We start from the raw sequence: 14,777 nt of genomic DNA, 5'->3' as shown, positions 1-14,777 counted from the left end.
TATGGAGAATTGTCTTTTGCTGGACTGGTGACACTCGTGATTTCCAGCCTAACTGTTGCAGATTATTAATGAATCAAAAAAGTTAAGTTGTAGACAGACCAATAAAAGAAAAGGCGGCAGACTAGGATATGAAAATAAAATCCTCGTCTGCCGCTATCTGTTTTCACTTGCTATCGAACGATCGTATACCGTTAGTTCAATGCCTTGCCTGTTGTGAAGTTATATATTTTAATCATTAAACAAGCGCTCTATCACCCAATAGGTGTTCCGTCAGGTAATTTGATATCTGGTTTCAATAGAACCACATCCCCCTTTTCGGGAATTCCTCCAAGGACCAATACCTCTGACTTAAAGCCTGCTATCCGTCGAGGTGGAAAGTTGACTACACCTATGATTTGTTCCCCTATAATATCTTCAGCCACATATCTTTTTGTAATTTGTGCACTCGAAGCTTTTATTCCGATATCTTGTCCAAAATCAATTTCAAGTTTAATAGCAGGTACTTTTGCTTCTGCAAAAAACTCAGCTTTAATTATGGTTCCAACTCGAATATCTAGTTTCAAAAAATCATCAATCGTTGCCATCTAAACATTCTCCTCATCGATTGTTTTCTTCAATTTCGCGATAATGAATTTCAAATTTAATATTTTGCAACCGTAGTATACTTTAAAGATTTTGCCCAAAAATACATCCCCATACCGAATAAAGTCATGATTCCACCTATGAATTGAAATGCAGAGATTATTTCTCCCAAGAATAAGTAAGCGAGAATTATGGCAAGAACAGGCTCTCCAATAATACCAACTGAGACCGTAGTTGCACCCATTGATTTCAACAACAGATTAAAAATATATTGTCCAAAAATAGTTGGGATTACTGCAAGTAACAAGAAATACATCCAATCCGACGAGCCATATTCGATCAAGGCATAATGATTCAACAAATTGTAGACCAGCATGACGCTGCCACCAATAAAAAAAACAATAACACTATATACATTTGCATTTATTTTGTGACTTACTTTCTGTCCTGCCAACATATATGCTGAAACCAAAATTGTTCCTACTAAAGATAATCCATCTCCGATTAATGCCTCTCTCGAAATCCCAATGTCTCCCCAAGCTATAATGATTGAACCGACAAGAGCGGCGATCAAACAAAGAATGGTTAATATATTTGCTCGTTCTCTGAACATAATGTATGAACCCATCATTACAAATAAAGGCTGCAAGGATAAGATGACCATGGAGCTCGCAACTGAGGTATATACTAAAGATTCCATCCAGAATAAGAAATGCAACCCGAGAAAAAGACCAGCTATGAAAACAGTACTCCAATCTTTTTTGTTCATTTCTAAGGAACGGAACATTTTCCAAGGTACAAAAGGAAGCATTATGAGTACTGACATATACAATCTGTACATCCCAGCCACAGAGGTTGGAGTATCTGAGGATTTTATCATGATGGATGAGATAGAAACAGACAGTATGCTGATTAAAAGCAAAATATACGGATGAAACGGTAACGACGATTGATTTATTTTCACATGTACGCCTCCAAGATGTCTTATCCAATCGCCTGTGCACAGGATTGTAATGATAAGCCGAAGATCTGGTATAATAATATCATCACTTTTGTTTTATTTGTGTAACTATATCTTTAATTTATATAGAAATATCGTCATCAGAAAGGACCTCTCTAAAATGGAAAAACAATTGCATGAGACCATTCTATATCCTGATATTTCATTTCCATACATCATGTACACCCATACTATTCATGCAAGTAATCCTCAAGGTAGAGGATTCAACGATTTACATTGGCATGAGGAACTACAAATCACTTTGGTTACCAAAGGAAAGCTAGTGATACAAGTTAACGGGATTGATCATGAATTAGAAACGGGTCAGGCCATTTTAATTAATAAGGGTGTCCTTCACGTTACTACACACCTTACACATAACGGTCAATATGTCAGTTTTAATTTCCCTGAGAAGCTGCTGGCCTTTTATGCAGATAGTGCGATGGAAAAAAATTATGTACTTCCTTATACAAACTCTCTCTTATTGTCATTCGTAATCAAAGGAGATGTTGAATGGCAAATTCAAATACTGCAAATGCTTTGGGATATGAAACAGAAATTTGATATGAAAAAAAAGTGGGGCTGGGAATACGAGGTTTCCATCAAAACGGCACAATTATGGTTAGTCTTAATATCTAATATTTCGCTGTCTTCTGAGGAAGCACCTAAATACATGAAATTGCAACAGGAGCGACTTCAATTGATGCTCAGCTTTATCCATCAAAACTACTCAGACAATATAACACTGCAAGAAATTGCTGCTATAGCACATTTAAGTATTTCGGAATGCATTCGTAGTTTTAAGAGAACTATTCATATGACACCTTACGACTACTTAATTAAGTACCGTATCAAGAAAAGCAGCGAGTTATTAATTTCAACAGATTCTACAATAACTGAAATAGCCCACAGAGTGGGGTTCAATCATGTAAATCACTTCATTCAGTCTTTTAAGAAACATCATAAAAAAACACCTAAAGAATTCCGGAAATTTAGAAATGAATTCATCAATTAAGGAAGAATTCGTTCAGCAAATTTCGCCCAGACAAATTCAGAAGATATGAAGTTTGTTTACCATCGGAGTTAAAAATCCATAATTTAAGGATGATTTCTTCCGAAATTCATAGTATGGTTCCTGCCTCGCCTCTAATTTATGATGAAATTAAAGCGAGGTGATGAACTAAAAAATTTAAAAGGAAATATTGAAAACGCATACAAATAAAGATGCGATTATGGAAGCAGTTGTTTATTATTTAATTTTTTTATTTTTGAAAACGGTTTCTTCAATCTGCGCCGCAGGACAATTAAGGTGGTAACATCTAATTCAAGGAGTGAGTCATATGCCAGATCCGTGGAAAAGAAGATTTTTCCGTATTCTTAGTTTTGTTCTCTTATCTTTTTTGTTGGTATCTCTCGATTTAATTCCAAGCTTAGCAAAAGCAGAATCAACTAACTTGGTCACCCATGTTGAAGACGAAACGACGATGGGTGCAAGTCAAGATTTATCCACTAATGGCAAATCTCCTTCTACAGTTGTCAGCTCCAAAGATGCAATTATTCAAGGTTACGGCGTAGAAAAACGGGATACTCCCTATACCGGCGATACACTTTATAAAGGCGACGGCTATGTATCCTTCTTTTATGATTATGACCCAAATTCGGGCAAGTCTGACGGGACGGCTACGTTTAAAGTGAATGTGCCGACAGCAGGTCTATATAAGCTGAGCCTCGGTTACTATATTCCGGCGGACACCGGCTCCAAGGATACCAGCTTCGAGGTCAATGGTACAATGGCTGAAAGTATAACGCTGGTTCCCCCTCCGGGAGGTGCGGTTGTAAACGAGAAGTTGGTAAGCAAGATCATGTTGAATGCCGGTACAAACGAGGTTACTTTTTCAAGAGGCTGGGGATATTACGGGATCGAATACGTGAAGGTTGAATTCGCCAGTTTGCCTGCTACAAACAGCAAAATTGAAGCCGAAGACGGAGTCATTACTGGTGAGGTCAGCACCGAAACCGCCAGCACGGGCTATTCTGGTACCGGTTACGCAGCCTTTAAAGGCACAGGGTCGTTAACCCTTGCCTATAACGCAGCTTCAAGTGGCTTTTACAATATTGCAATCGGTTACAGTAATCCAAATAGTGACAAAAAGACCCATATGGTGGTCAACGGTCAGACAAGCGAAATATCCCTTCCGACAACAGCAAGCTATTCCGAGGTATCCGGCGGTAAAATCATGCTGAATTCGGGAAACAACACAATACAGTTCAATGTCGACTTGGGCCAGTATCATATCGACTACATCAAGCTGGCAGCAGTGCTCCCCCCGAAACTGCATCAGATTGAGAAAAAGCCGGTAAACCCGAATGCGACTGCGGAAACCAAGGCACTCATGAGTTATCTCGTGGATGTTTACGGGAACAAAATTCTTTCCGGTCAGCACACTCTGGAGGATGCCCAGTGGATTAAAGACCAAACTGGAAAGTATCCTGCGATGTTGTCAACGGACATGATGGATTACTCCCCCTCTCGCGTCGAGCATGGTGCCACCTCAACTGAGGTGGACAAGGCGATCCAATGGGCCAAAGAAGGTGGAATTGTCACGTTTGTATGGCACTGGAATGCCCCTAAGGGTCTACATGACATTCCAGGCAAAGAATGGTACCGCGGATTTTACACCGAGGCTACTACATTTGACGTTCAATATGCGCTTAATCATCCCGAATCGGAAGAATATCAGCTAATCCTGCGGGACATTGATGCCATTGCCGCTCAGTTGAAACGCTTCCAAGATGCTCACGTTCCGGTGCTGTGGAGACCACTGCACGAGGCGGAAGGCAAATGGTTTTGGTGGGGCGCCCAAGGGCCAGACTCCGCCAAGCAGCTGTACCGTATCATGTACGACCGTCTAACACACTACCATCACCTGAACAATCTGATCTGGGTATGGAACTCCGAGAGCCCCGAATGGTATCCGGGAGACGATGTCGTCGATATTGTAAGTGTGGATATCTACAACCCGGCGGCTAATTATAACCCAAGTATCGGCAAGTACGACAACTTGGTAAATCTCGTGCAAGGCAAGAAACTGGTTGGTCTGTCCGAAAACGGCCCGATTGGCGATCCCGAATTGCTTCAAGCATATTCAGCGCATTGGCTCTTTTTCACCACATGGACGGGCGATTTCGTCCGCAACGGACAATATAACTCCCTGGATCATCTCATAAAAGTGTTCAACAGCGATTACGTGATCACGAGGGATGAGCTTCCTCAAGACCTATTTACTTCCTCCAAGAATGAAGCGGAGTAAGGCGCTCTTACGGGGCTCACCGTACCACGGAAGGTAGCAGATACTTCGGACGATGGGTATGTGGCTGGATTCTGATAACAACATCGACAAATTGGTAATTACTTTGAACGTGCCTGTAATTTTACCGTCCCATCCAGCACCATGAAGCAGCGTAGAAGCCTTTCGCTAACGAACAGCGGCCACCTCAGAAAATAACCGAGGCGGCCGCTATTGGTTTGTAACTTGAACAATATAGTCTATGATAAACCATTATAAAAAAAGGACCGTCTTCTCTCCGGCAGGAAAGTCGAAACGGCCCCGTTCTTTTTGCAAAACGAATTAGTTAGTAGACCATAGCTTAATCCGGTTTTGAATATGTTTGGTAAAGGATTGTTCCATTTCTTGTACTCCGGCTTTCTCCAGCTCTGCCATATAGGCATCCCAAACCTTATCGAAGTTTTCCGGCTTGGTCATGACAGCTTCCGGAATTCGTTTCCATGTAATATCCTTCATCTTGGCTCCGAGAATAACAGCCGGATCGTCATTGGGGAGAGACATCGTGTAGGCTGCTCCGTATGCTCTCGGTTGGAATTCTTCTTCTTTTGGGAATAGATCTTTCCAATGATCAATCTTATAGGCCTTTAGGACTTCCTTCTCCGACTTGTTATAAGTTGCTGTCAGCATCTCCGGATAACTACGAGTAAAGTAGTTGCCGGTGGAGTCCTTGATGCCATCACCATAATGGACCGACAAGTTCCAATATAGACCGATTCCAGATTCTTTTTGGAAAGCTGCATTGTCATTGTTCATCCGTTCCAGCACAGCCGGAATAATCGTCCGTTTGCCGTCTTTAACCGTGTAATGCTTTCCTTCAATCCCCCAATTATTCAGGATTTGCCCCTCTTCCGATGCCAGAAAGTCGAGGAACTGGATAGCGCGTACCGGGTCCTTGCACTTGCTAGAGATCGAGATTCCATATCCCCCATCAAAGCCAGGAAGCCAAAAGTTGGTGTCCTTATATTCCTTGCTCATGGTGACTGGATAATGACCGTATGTTTGGTCGAATTTGCCCTCCGCTTTTAGCGCATTTTGCCCGTCGCCATAGTCCCATTCTGGATCGGCCAAGCCCAGTACGCGGCCTGAAGCCACCTTCGCCTTAAACTGATCGGTCTTCTGCACGAAGCTTTCCGGATCAAGCAATCCAATGGAGTTCATGTGATTCAACCAGCGGAAATATTCCTTTTCTTCCGGTCGGCGGAAATGATAAGTGGCTTGGTGTGTTTTTTGATCAATGTAGTATTCGCCGTCGCCTGGTCCCCCGGTCGTTTGAAATCCTGAGTTTGTTACCTGGTACATATGCCAATCGTCGGCATTAAGGGACAATCCGATATTTTTATTGCCATTTTCGTCCGTCGGATGCTTGGTGATATAGCCCTTAATGACTTTTTCAAAATCCTGTACCGTACGAATGTCCGGGTATCCCGCTTCCTTGACGACACGATGCTGGAGTTTAAACCCTACGTCGGGTTTAATTTTTTTCTCCTCGACAGCGGACCAGGTCGGAATCACATAGATCGATGGGTCGTCCAAACTGTACTTTGTCCGAACAAGCTTGTCTCCCAGCATTTTTTTGATGTTCGGTGCGTGCTTGTCGATCAAATCCGTCAGATCAATGATTGCACCAGCATCGACAAGTTTGCCGACATCCGCCTTAGCAGCGATCAAATCAGGATAGTTTCCTGTGGCTGCAATCAACGAAATCTTTTGGACCGGGTCTCCGACAGCGAATTCAGCATCTAGAGTTACTCCGGTTTTTTCAGCGATGACCTTACCGACTTGATCCTTCATGCTATTCCAATTTGTGCTGGAGTCTTCCGAAAAATAAGTAAGTGTGATGTCTCCTGTTGTTACGGCCTTGGTAGCCTCAGACGGATTATTACCGCTGCACCCTGCAAGGGTCGCGACTAAAGTCAGTGACATTACGAAAGATACGACCATTCTATTTTTTCTTGGCTTCATGGAGCGAAACCTCCCATTATAGTGAATGTTTGCTTCGTTTAGCTCTTTACCGCTCCGAGCGTCATACCCTTAACAAAATATTTTTGTAAAAAAGGATAGACGATAAGAATCGGCACTGTAACAATGATGGTGATTGCCATTTTGACGGATTCCGGTGAAACCTGTGCCATACGCTCGGCCATATTGGCAGCGTCCTGGGAATTGGTTGCGCTTGTTGTCGTACTTTGCAGAATTTTCATCAATTCATATTGCAGGGTCGTCAACGATTCGTTGGACCCATTAAACAGGTAAGTATCGAACCAAGAGTTCCATTGCCCAACTGCCAAGAAGAGCGCTACGGTCGCTAATGCCGGTTTGCAAAGAGGAAGAATAACGCGCCAGTAGATCGTGAAATCGTTGGCACCATCCAGCTTGGCTGATTCCTGTAACGCATAAGGCAGACCATCAATGAAGGAACGAATAATGAAGACATTAAACGCACTTACCAGACCTGGTAAAATATAGACGGCAAATGTATCAATTAAATGCAATTCCTTCATCAGGATAAAACCTGGAATCAACCCTCCAGAAACATACATGGTGACGGCCAGAAAGATGGAGATGAACCTTCTAGCTTGAAAATCACTTCGTGCAAGCGTATAGGCAAGCATCGAGCCGCTGACCAAGCCCGCTACGGTGCCAATGACGGTTCGCAGAAAGGAGATCTTGAATCCAGTGATTAACCCCTCATAGGTGAAAATCAAGTCGTAATTCTTCAAAGTAAATTGCCTTGGCCAGATGGTGATCCCACCTCTAATGGTGTCTACCGAATCGTTAAAAGAGATAGCTAGCACATTTAAGAACGGGTAGATCGTCAGAACGGTGACCACAATCATGAAAACATAAACAACTATCCCCAGGATTCGGTCTTGTGGTGATTTCGCCTGAAGCTTGTTGTTTAATCCGCCGACCGGCGTAGTGCTTTTGACAGCCTCCATGTCCATTCTCCTCCTTACATAATGCTCTCGTTGGTATAGCGCTTAAAGATTCCATTAGCCGCAAACAATAGGATCAGGCTTATCACCGAATTAAAAATATTAATGGCCGTTCCGAAAGAGTAACGTCCCATCGCCAGACCATAATTAAGCGCATACAAATCAAGTACTTCAGAGTAATCAATGACCAGGTGATTGCCCAGCAGAAATTGTTTCTCGAATCCTGTACCGAGCAGATGACCAATAGACATAATCAGGAGAATGATAATAGTCGGCCGGATCCCCGGCAGCGTGATATGCCACATTTGCTGTAATCGGCTAGCGCCGTCCACCCGCGCAGCCTCGTATAATTCAGGACCAATACCGGCGATGGCAGCCAGATAAATAATGGCGTTCCACCCCGTTTCCTTCCAGATGTCTCCGAAAGTTACAACCCACCAAAATAATTTACCTTGGGCCATAAACTGGACTGGCTGATCGATGATGCCTAGACCCATGAGCATATCGTTTACGACACCGCCATCCGCTGAAAGCATTTTGGTGACAATGCCTGCAGCAACCACCCATGAAACAAAGTGCGGCAGATAAGATACGGTCTGAACAAATCGTTTTACCACTTGTATGCGGACCTCGTTGAGCAATAGAGCAAAGACAACGGGTACAATAAAGCCAGCGACCAGTCCCATAAGGCTCATAGCCAGCGTGTTCCGCAATACTTGGTAGAAATGATCATCTTGGAACAATGTACGAAAATGCTCCAAGCCCACCCACTTCTGTTCAAAAAAACTCAAACCAGGTCTGTATTTCTGAAATGCCATTGTCCAGCCCCATAGCGGCAAATACTGAAAGATAAAGACCCAGATAACAAACGGAATGGACATATAGTAAAGATACCTCTGGCTTTTAAATACCTTCCAAGCATTCCGCTTCGTTTTTTTGTATACGTTTTCCGAATTTGCTGTTACCGCTTTCATTTTTTTCATCCCCTCTCTTAAAACCAATCATAAAACAGAGGAGAGTCAGAACCCATACAACGGATTTCGGAAAAAATCATCCACAAATTATGGATTTCTATATTCCGACGGTGAACGGCCTTCGTATCTTTTGAATTTGCTGTAAAAGTAGTTGACGCTTGTATAGCCGACGCTTTCGGCGACTTCGTATACTTTCATTCCCTGACCCAGCAGCTCCTTGGCCTTTTGAATACGGACTCGGTCCAGATAGGTATTAAAGTACTCCCCCGTCTTGTTCTTGAAAAGCTGACCCAAATAGGCGGTACTATAGTTTAGTAGTCCGGCTAACGCTTCCAGCCTCAGGTTGTCTGCATAATGCTTGTGAATGAAGTCGATCATTTTTTTGAATTCCAGCTCCTTTCCACGGTGTTCAGAGTCTTGCGCCAATGTTAGCAGGAAACGGTGGGTCTCTTCCAAAAGATCATATAGATGATCATGCTGGTATATCCCATTTAAAAAACGGGAAACTTCCTCCGTCTCTTTCAACTCGATACAGAAACCCGCGGTCAGCTTATGAATGATTGCATTGGACAGAAAAAAGAAGGACTCTTTGATCGACTTCTCATCTTGCCCCTGTTTGAGTAAAAATGCAGCCGCCTCGTTCAATAATGGCAGTATTGCGGTTTGGTTTCCTACCTCCAGACTGTAATACAGGCGGAAGATGAATTCCTCCATCGTTTCCTCAGCTTTATCAGCAGACAATCGGGGAGAATCCAGCGAAGAAGAAAAGAAAGGATACGGACCTAGCAGTCGGTTCTTCTCGCTGAAAAAGGATTGTTTTACCGCTTCCTGGGCCTTTAAAAAAGATTTACAAATATCTTCAGGAGCAGATACTACCCCTCCGGTTGCAGCGGCGAACCGGACATTATCCGCAACATTACGAATCTCATTGTGCAGAATTTCACGCCGTTCTCTTCCGCGCAGCGGCGCGTTGAGCAACAGGACTGTATACGGGGGGATTACTGTGACAAGTCCCATCATCTGCCCCTCTATCTTTGCCTTCAATCCATTCGAAAGCTGGTATGCGACATCAGAACGGTCCACTTCAGAAACACGCGGGTAGACGACCACGACTTCGTAGTTGCTCCACAACAAATCTGCTTCTTTTGCCTTACTTCTCAACTTGGCCGGATCTTCAGTTCTCTCTTGAGAGACAAGCAAGCTATGCAGGTATAAATCTCGATTTATAACCTCTCTCTTACGCCACTCCCCTTGAAGACGCTCCTCTTCGATCCGCTCGCGTATCCGTTTTAAACTGGACGACATTTCATCAATGTCGACCGGTTTAACGAGATAGCCGAACACCCCGTATTTGATCGCTTGTTTGGCATACTCAAAGTCGGCATATCCACTGAGGATCATAAAGTGCAAATGATGACCGTCGGTTGTCAAGCGCTCAATCAACTGTAAACCATCCATAACCGGCATGCGGATATCGACGATTACAACATCAGGAGCTTTTTCCTCGATGACTCCCAGTGCTTCCTTTCCATTGGCTGCCGTAGCTGTAACGATAAATCCGAGGCTTTCCCATGGGATCAGCGTTTGAAGCCCTTGACGAAGCTTCGGCTCATCGTCAACGATGACTACCTTAATCATTTGGATTCACCCCCAGGTATAAAAAACTGAATACAAGTGCCTTTCCCAGGCTCGCTCTCAATATGTAAAGCACTAGAGGTCCCATACAGTAAGACGAGACGATCATTTACGTTTCGTAGTCCAATTCGCTGGACCTCCTGTTCATGTACGGATGCAGCAAGCTCTGCTTGTACTAGGGCGAGACGATCGGCCGTGAAACCAGCGCCGTTGTCACATACCATAACTCGAACCCCCTCCGGGATTTCCTTAACTTTCACTTCAATGACAGCTCCTTCTGCTTGATTATCCAGACCGTGTACAATAGAATTTTCCACCAATGGTTGGATAATCAGAGGTGGAACCAACATTTCCTCCAAATTTGGATCAACGGTTAAGCGATACTCCAAACGGTCTTCATACCGAAACTTTTGAAGATCGAGATAACAGCACACTTGTTCAAGCTCTTTACGCAGTGGAATCTTGTCGTTACCAGCCTCCAGACTGCTGCGCAACAACGCGCTCAACTGCCAGACTGCTTTAGCGATATCGTCCTGTTGGCGAATGTGGGCCTCCATTCTGATAGACTCCAAAGAATTGAAGAGAAAATGCGGATTGATCTGGCTTGCCAGCATTTTGAACTTGATCTCGTTTTGTCTTTGCTCCACGAGTCTTTTCTGGCGATTCGTCTCTTGGACCTCCTGGACCAAATGGTTTACGCTGCTGACGAGCGCGTTAAATTCCCTCGATAATAGACCCACTTCATCTTTCCCATCAATATGGAGATAGGTTTCCCATGAGCCTGCCCCTACTTGGGTCATATGCTTGCTCAAGCGAAGAAGCCTTCTGGATAATAGCGAAGCAGAAGCATAGATAAGCAAGGCTGCAAATATCAGGCTGGCTGTGATCGCGATTCCGCCGAGCCATATCACTTGATTAGCATCTCGGGTAATCTCAGAAACGGAAAAAATGGAAATAATGCGAAGTCCATTCCAGCTATTCTGTGGAGCTAGATTGGCGATAACCACCTTCGACGCTTTTCCATCGATGAGCATGTTATAACTTCCTTCCTGATGGAAAAGTATATTTTCGTCGGCATGAATTTCAGAAAGATTCTTCCCGAACAACTCTGCTTCATTGGACGCGACAATCTGATTCCGGTTATCCACGATCAAGGTAGGGAACGATTCCTGATTCAGGATTGAATTTAATTGGCGCTGGTTAACATTTATGACCAGAACCCCTTTTCGTCCTGGTGAATCCACTGAAAATGATCGAATCAGGCTGAGATAATCGGCATCGTCCCTCTCATCCTTGATTAAATTCCAGCCGGCCAATCCTTTCTGCGCGATGGCCTCCTTGTACCAATCTGCGGTTGTGATCCTATCATCCGGTTGGATAAATTCCCAATTATTAAGTGCTCCAGGATTAGAGACATAGACACGGATACCGGATATCTCTTTGTACAACTGGAGGTAGTCACGAATACCTGTATACTCCCGGTATGCCTGAATGACTTCGATGTAGCTGTCATACTTCTGGCTGGCTACCATTTTCATCCGATTGTCATTGGTCAGCCGGTACGAGATGTCCAGCGGCACTTTGATCAATTCTTCTGTACGATTTCGGACCCGCTCGACATTGTTGGACACTTGCATAAAGGCGTCTTTAATAACGGCCTCTCGAAGCTTCCCCGTCAGAAACAGGCCACACAACAGCAAGGGAAGAACAGCTACCGAAATGAATGTAAGCGTCATCTTCTTTCTCAGTTTCATGTCATTCATCATTCGTATAAAAAACATGACTTGCCCCTCCCCAATCAGTACGCTGATGCGCGCAAAATGCCCCTTTTCATATAAAAAGGGGCATAACTCCATCGATTGTTTTTCTCTTTCGGCAATTATACTGTTGTACTGATCCTTAAGCCTTACCAGGCTTTATTGCCCGAAGCCTGAACCATCCACTTTCATAGTCTTTCTGTCTGTAGAGAAGAGGGAGGCCCAACTTCATAAGCCGATCCCCCCCATGGATAGACTTTTGCCCGCTATTTCCTGACTTAACTTCATATTCGAGCTCTGGATTTAGTCCGTCAAGGCGCAGGGCTCGCCAAGGCGCGTTCGGGACAGCCATCACTTGGAAATAGTAGACGATGGCATCCTCTTGGTCTTCAGAAACAAACATCCAAGCCGATTCGTTATCTTCAAACGGGCTCTTTAAGCGATACAAGTCACCTTTCTGTACTAAGCCACGTATCTGCTTGTATACTGCGATTTGGCGTTTGACCGTCTCTTTTTCCTCATCGGTAAATTTCGTGAGATCAAGCTCATATCCAAAATTTCCTGACATGGCCACATCACCTCGAAAATCAAGGGGTGTTATGCGTCCAACTTGATGGTTCGGAACTGCCGACACATGCGCTCCGGTTGCGCTTACAGGATAGACAAGGCTAGTTCCATATTGAATCTTCAGACGTTCCACCGCATCGGTATTATCACTAGTCCAGACTTGAGGCATGTAGTAAAGCATGCCTGGATCAAAACGTCCTCCGCCACTTGAACAGCTCTCGAAAAGAATATGCGGAAATTCGGTGGTGACGCGCTCCAGCAGCTCATACAATCCAAGAACATAGCGATGGGCAGTCTCAGATTGGCGCTCCGGCGGCAGAGCTGCGGAACCGATTTCCGTCAGGCAGCGATTCATATCCCATTTCACGTAAGAAACTGGGGCGCTGGAGAAAATGGCAGCCAGCGAATCGTAGATGTAATCGCGTACTTCCTTGCGAGTATAGTCCAGCACCAACTGCCATCTGGCTTCACTGCGTCGCCGTCCTGGAACGTGAAGGCACCAATCTGGATGCTTCCGGTACAACTCACTGTCTGGGGAGATCATCTCCGGCTCAAACCAGAGTCCAAATTTAAGCCCCAATTGATTGATGCGTTTCGCGACATCGGCAAGTCCGTCTGGCAGCTTCCGACGATCCTCGTACCAATCACCGAGAGACGAATTGTCGGAATCCCGTTTTCCGAACCAACCATCATCCAAGACAAAAAGTTCGATGCCTAGCTCTGCCCCCTCCTTCGCTATCGATACCAGCTTATCTGCATTGAAGTCAAAATAGGTAGCTTCCCAGTTATTGACCAGAATAGGGCGTTCTTCATCCCGATATTTCCCTCGGCAAAGACGAGTCCGATACAAGCGATGATATGTACGCGACATTTCTCCCAGCCCTTGACCAGAGTAAACCATAACGGCTTCTGGCGTTTGGAAGCTCTCCCCTGGGCTCAGTAACCACGAAAAATCAAAGGAGTTCACGCCGATGCTAAACCGTGTAGAGCCGAATGAATCTATTTCTGCTCCCGCCTCAAAGCCCCCGCTGTACACGAGGCTAAAGCCGAATACCTCACCATAGCTTTCCGTTGTTCCCCCAGTGACCAATGCAGCAAAAGGGTTGAGTTGATGGCTGCTCATGCCCCTTTTACTATCAATTCGGGTTTCACCTTGAAGAATCGGTTTGCGGGTAATATTCCCCTCCCGAGCCCATGCTCCCGAAAGATACATGAACTCTACATCGCTTTTACCTGAAAAATCGACACTGGCACTTAGAGCACGGAGAAGCCGAAGATTCTTGGCTCCCGCATTACTCAAACGAGCCGAACGAGCGATTACGTTTCGATCCGTGAAGACGGTATAAAGAAGAACAACTTTAAGGCCTGAAAAGTCATCTTGTAACTCCAGTTCCAGCGTATCCGCTTCGTCTTCATTTTCGGTATATACGGCCGGAAGCCCGGTTAATGATGGCTTTCCCTTAGTGATCCGGTAGCCAATATACTTTAACTCCGTGATGCGAGTTCCATCCTCAAGCTCTACTTGATACGCCGGGTTACGGAAGTCCCCGCTCCCATACTGCGGATATTCTTGCGGCAACCGATCCAATCCAGCCTTCGCGGGAGTGTGAAGCAATAGGTCAGCCATGGGTTCGCGGTGCTTCAACCTGTCTCCCCAGTATACATGGACAGGAAATCCATCCACAATCTGAATAATATAACTCATGCCCGACGACTGCAAATGAAACAGCCCTGTTTGCTCTTGAACAATGATACCCATTGGGAAAATAACCCCTCTCTTAGATAATAATCATCGGAGTTCCACACCAAAAAGACACTCAGAAGAAGCATTTTGTAACAGCCATCAACTATGTTCATATGGTGTAAAGCTTGATAAGATTCAACAATATAGCAGTAGGTTCTACAGAAATCATATATTAATTTTAGATATGAAGTACATGGCATGGTGCTCGCTATTTATGTTATAATGCTTGATAATT

General features: G+C 44.5%; 10 protein-coding genes. 2 read left to right on the top strand and 8 right to left on the bottom strand.

Going from position 1 to position 14,777, the window contains the following annotated elements; translation table 11 throughout:
* Positions 1-251 precede the first annotated feature (251 nt).
* Together csaA and WA407_RS17815 are read right to left on the bottom strand one after the other, a co-directional pair.
* Entirely contained in the window at positions 252-584 is a 333-nt protein-coding gene (gene csaA, locus WA407_RS17820; RefSeq protein WP_025719785.1) for a chaperone CsaA, read from the bottom strand.
* Positions 585-640: 56 nt separating this feature from the next.
* Positions 641-1,546, bottom strand: a complete 906-nt coding sequence (locus WA407_RS17815; protein WP_165178883.1) for a DMT family transporter — start codon at positions 1,544-1,546, stop codon at positions 641-643.
* A 157-nt stretch (positions 1,547-1,703) separates the two neighbouring features.
* Here WA407_RS17815 and WA407_RS17810 point away from each other — a divergent pair, with 157 nt between their 5' ends.
* Together WA407_RS17810 and WA407_RS17805 are read left to right on the top strand one after the other, a co-directional pair.
* Positions 1,704-2,597 carry an AraC family transcriptional regulator gene (locus WA407_RS17810; RefSeq protein ID WP_336077927.1) on the top strand — a complete coding sequence of 298 codons (894 nt, stop codon included), beginning with the start codon at positions 1,704-1,706 and terminating at the stop codon, positions 2,595-2,597.
* Between the two features lie 325 nt (positions 2,598-2,922).
* Complete coding sequence (locus WA407_RS17805) at positions 2,923-4,893, top strand: glycosyl hydrolase (RefSeq protein WP_336077926.1); 1,971 nt, start codon at positions 2,923-2,925, stop codon at positions 4,891-4,893.
* Positions 4,894-5,211: 318 nt separating this feature from the next.
* On the opposite strand, the gene WA407_RS17800 is transcribed toward WA407_RS17805, so the two are convergent.
* The 6 genes from WA407_RS17800 to WA407_RS17775 form a co-directional block, all read right to left on the bottom strand.
* The gene (locus WA407_RS17800; RefSeq protein WP_336077925.1) at positions 5,212-6,891 is read right to left on the bottom strand and encodes an ABC transporter substrate-binding protein; all 1,680 of its coding nucleotides are present in this window, start codon (positions 6,889-6,891) and stop codon (positions 5,212-5,214) included.
* Positions 6,892-6,929: 38 nt separating this feature from the next.
* Entirely contained in the window at positions 6,930-7,868 is a 939-nt protein-coding gene (locus WA407_RS17795) for a carbohydrate ABC transporter permease (protein WP_165178879.1), read from the bottom strand.
* Positions 7,869-7,882: 14 nt separating this feature from the next.
* Entirely contained in the window at positions 7,883-8,839 is a 957-nt protein-coding gene (locus WA407_RS17790) for an ABC transporter permease (protein WP_061829979.1), read from the bottom strand.
* Positions 8,840-8,926: 87 nt separating this feature from the next.
* Complete coding sequence (locus WA407_RS17785; protein ID WP_061829980.1) at positions 8,927-10,477, bottom strand: response regulator transcription factor; 1,551 nt, start codon at positions 10,475-10,477, stop codon at positions 8,927-8,929.
* Positions 10,474-12,255 (bottom strand): cache domain-containing sensor histidine kinase, encoded by a 1,782-nt coding sequence (locus WA407_RS17780; RefSeq protein WP_254326957.1) that lies wholly within the window; start codon positions 12,253-12,255, stop codon positions 10,474-10,476. The genes WA407_RS17785 and WA407_RS17780 overlap by 4 nt, the downstream gene beginning before the upstream one ends.
* Positions 12,256-12,373: 118 nt before the next feature.
* Complete coding sequence (locus WA407_RS17775; RefSeq protein ID WP_336077924.1) at positions 12,374-14,557, bottom strand: alpha-galactosidase; 2,184 nt, start codon at positions 14,555-14,557, stop codon at positions 12,374-12,376.
* Positions 14,558-14,777: the final 220 nt, after the last annotated feature.

The sequence above is a fragment of the Paenibacillus sp. 203 genome (assembly GCF_037027525.1).
GTDB classification, from domain to species: Bacteria; Bacillota; Bacilli; order Paenibacillales; family Paenibacillaceae; genus Paenibacillus; species Paenibacillus polymyxa_B.
This window is presented reverse-complemented; position numbering and strand designations above follow the sequence as displayed.

What these genes read in the sequence shown, in the direction of transcription:
- csaA (WP_025719785.1), bottom strand. Translation starts at nt 584, where the DNA reads ATGGCAACGATTGATGATTTTTTGAAACTAGATATTCGAGTTGGAACC.
- WA407_RS17810 (WP_336077927.1), top strand. Translation starts at nt 1,704, where the DNA reads ATGGAAAAACAATTGCATGAGACCATTCTATATCCTGATATTTCATTT.
- WA407_RS17805 (WP_336077926.1), top strand. Translation starts at nt 2,923, where the DNA reads ATGCCAGATCCGTGGAAAAGAAGATTTTTCCGTATTCTTAGTTTTGTT.
- WA407_RS17800 (WP_336077925.1), bottom strand. Translation starts at nt 6,891, where the DNA reads ATGAAGCCAAGAAAAAATAGAATGGTCGTATCTTTCGTAATGTCACTG.
- WA407_RS17795 (WP_165178879.1), bottom strand. Translation starts at nt 7,868, where the DNA reads ATGGAGGCTGTCAAAAGCACTACGCCGGTCGGCGGATTAAACAACAAG.
- WA407_RS17790 (WP_061829979.1), bottom strand. Translation starts at nt 8,839, where the DNA reads ATGAAAGCGGTAACAGCAAATTCGGAAAACGTATACAAAAAAACGAAG.
- WA407_RS17785 (WP_061829980.1), bottom strand. Translation starts at nt 10,477, where the DNA reads ATGATTAAGGTAGTCATCGTTGACGATGAGCCGAAGCTTCGTCAAGGG.
- WA407_RS17780 (WP_254326957.1), bottom strand. Translation starts at nt 12,255, where the DNA reads ATGTTTTTTATACGAATGATGAATGACATGAAACTGAGAAAGAAGATG.
- WA407_RS17775 (WP_336077924.1), bottom strand. Translation starts at nt 14,557, where the DNA reads ATGGGTATCATTGTTCAAGAGCAAACAGGGCTGTTTCATTTGCAGTCG.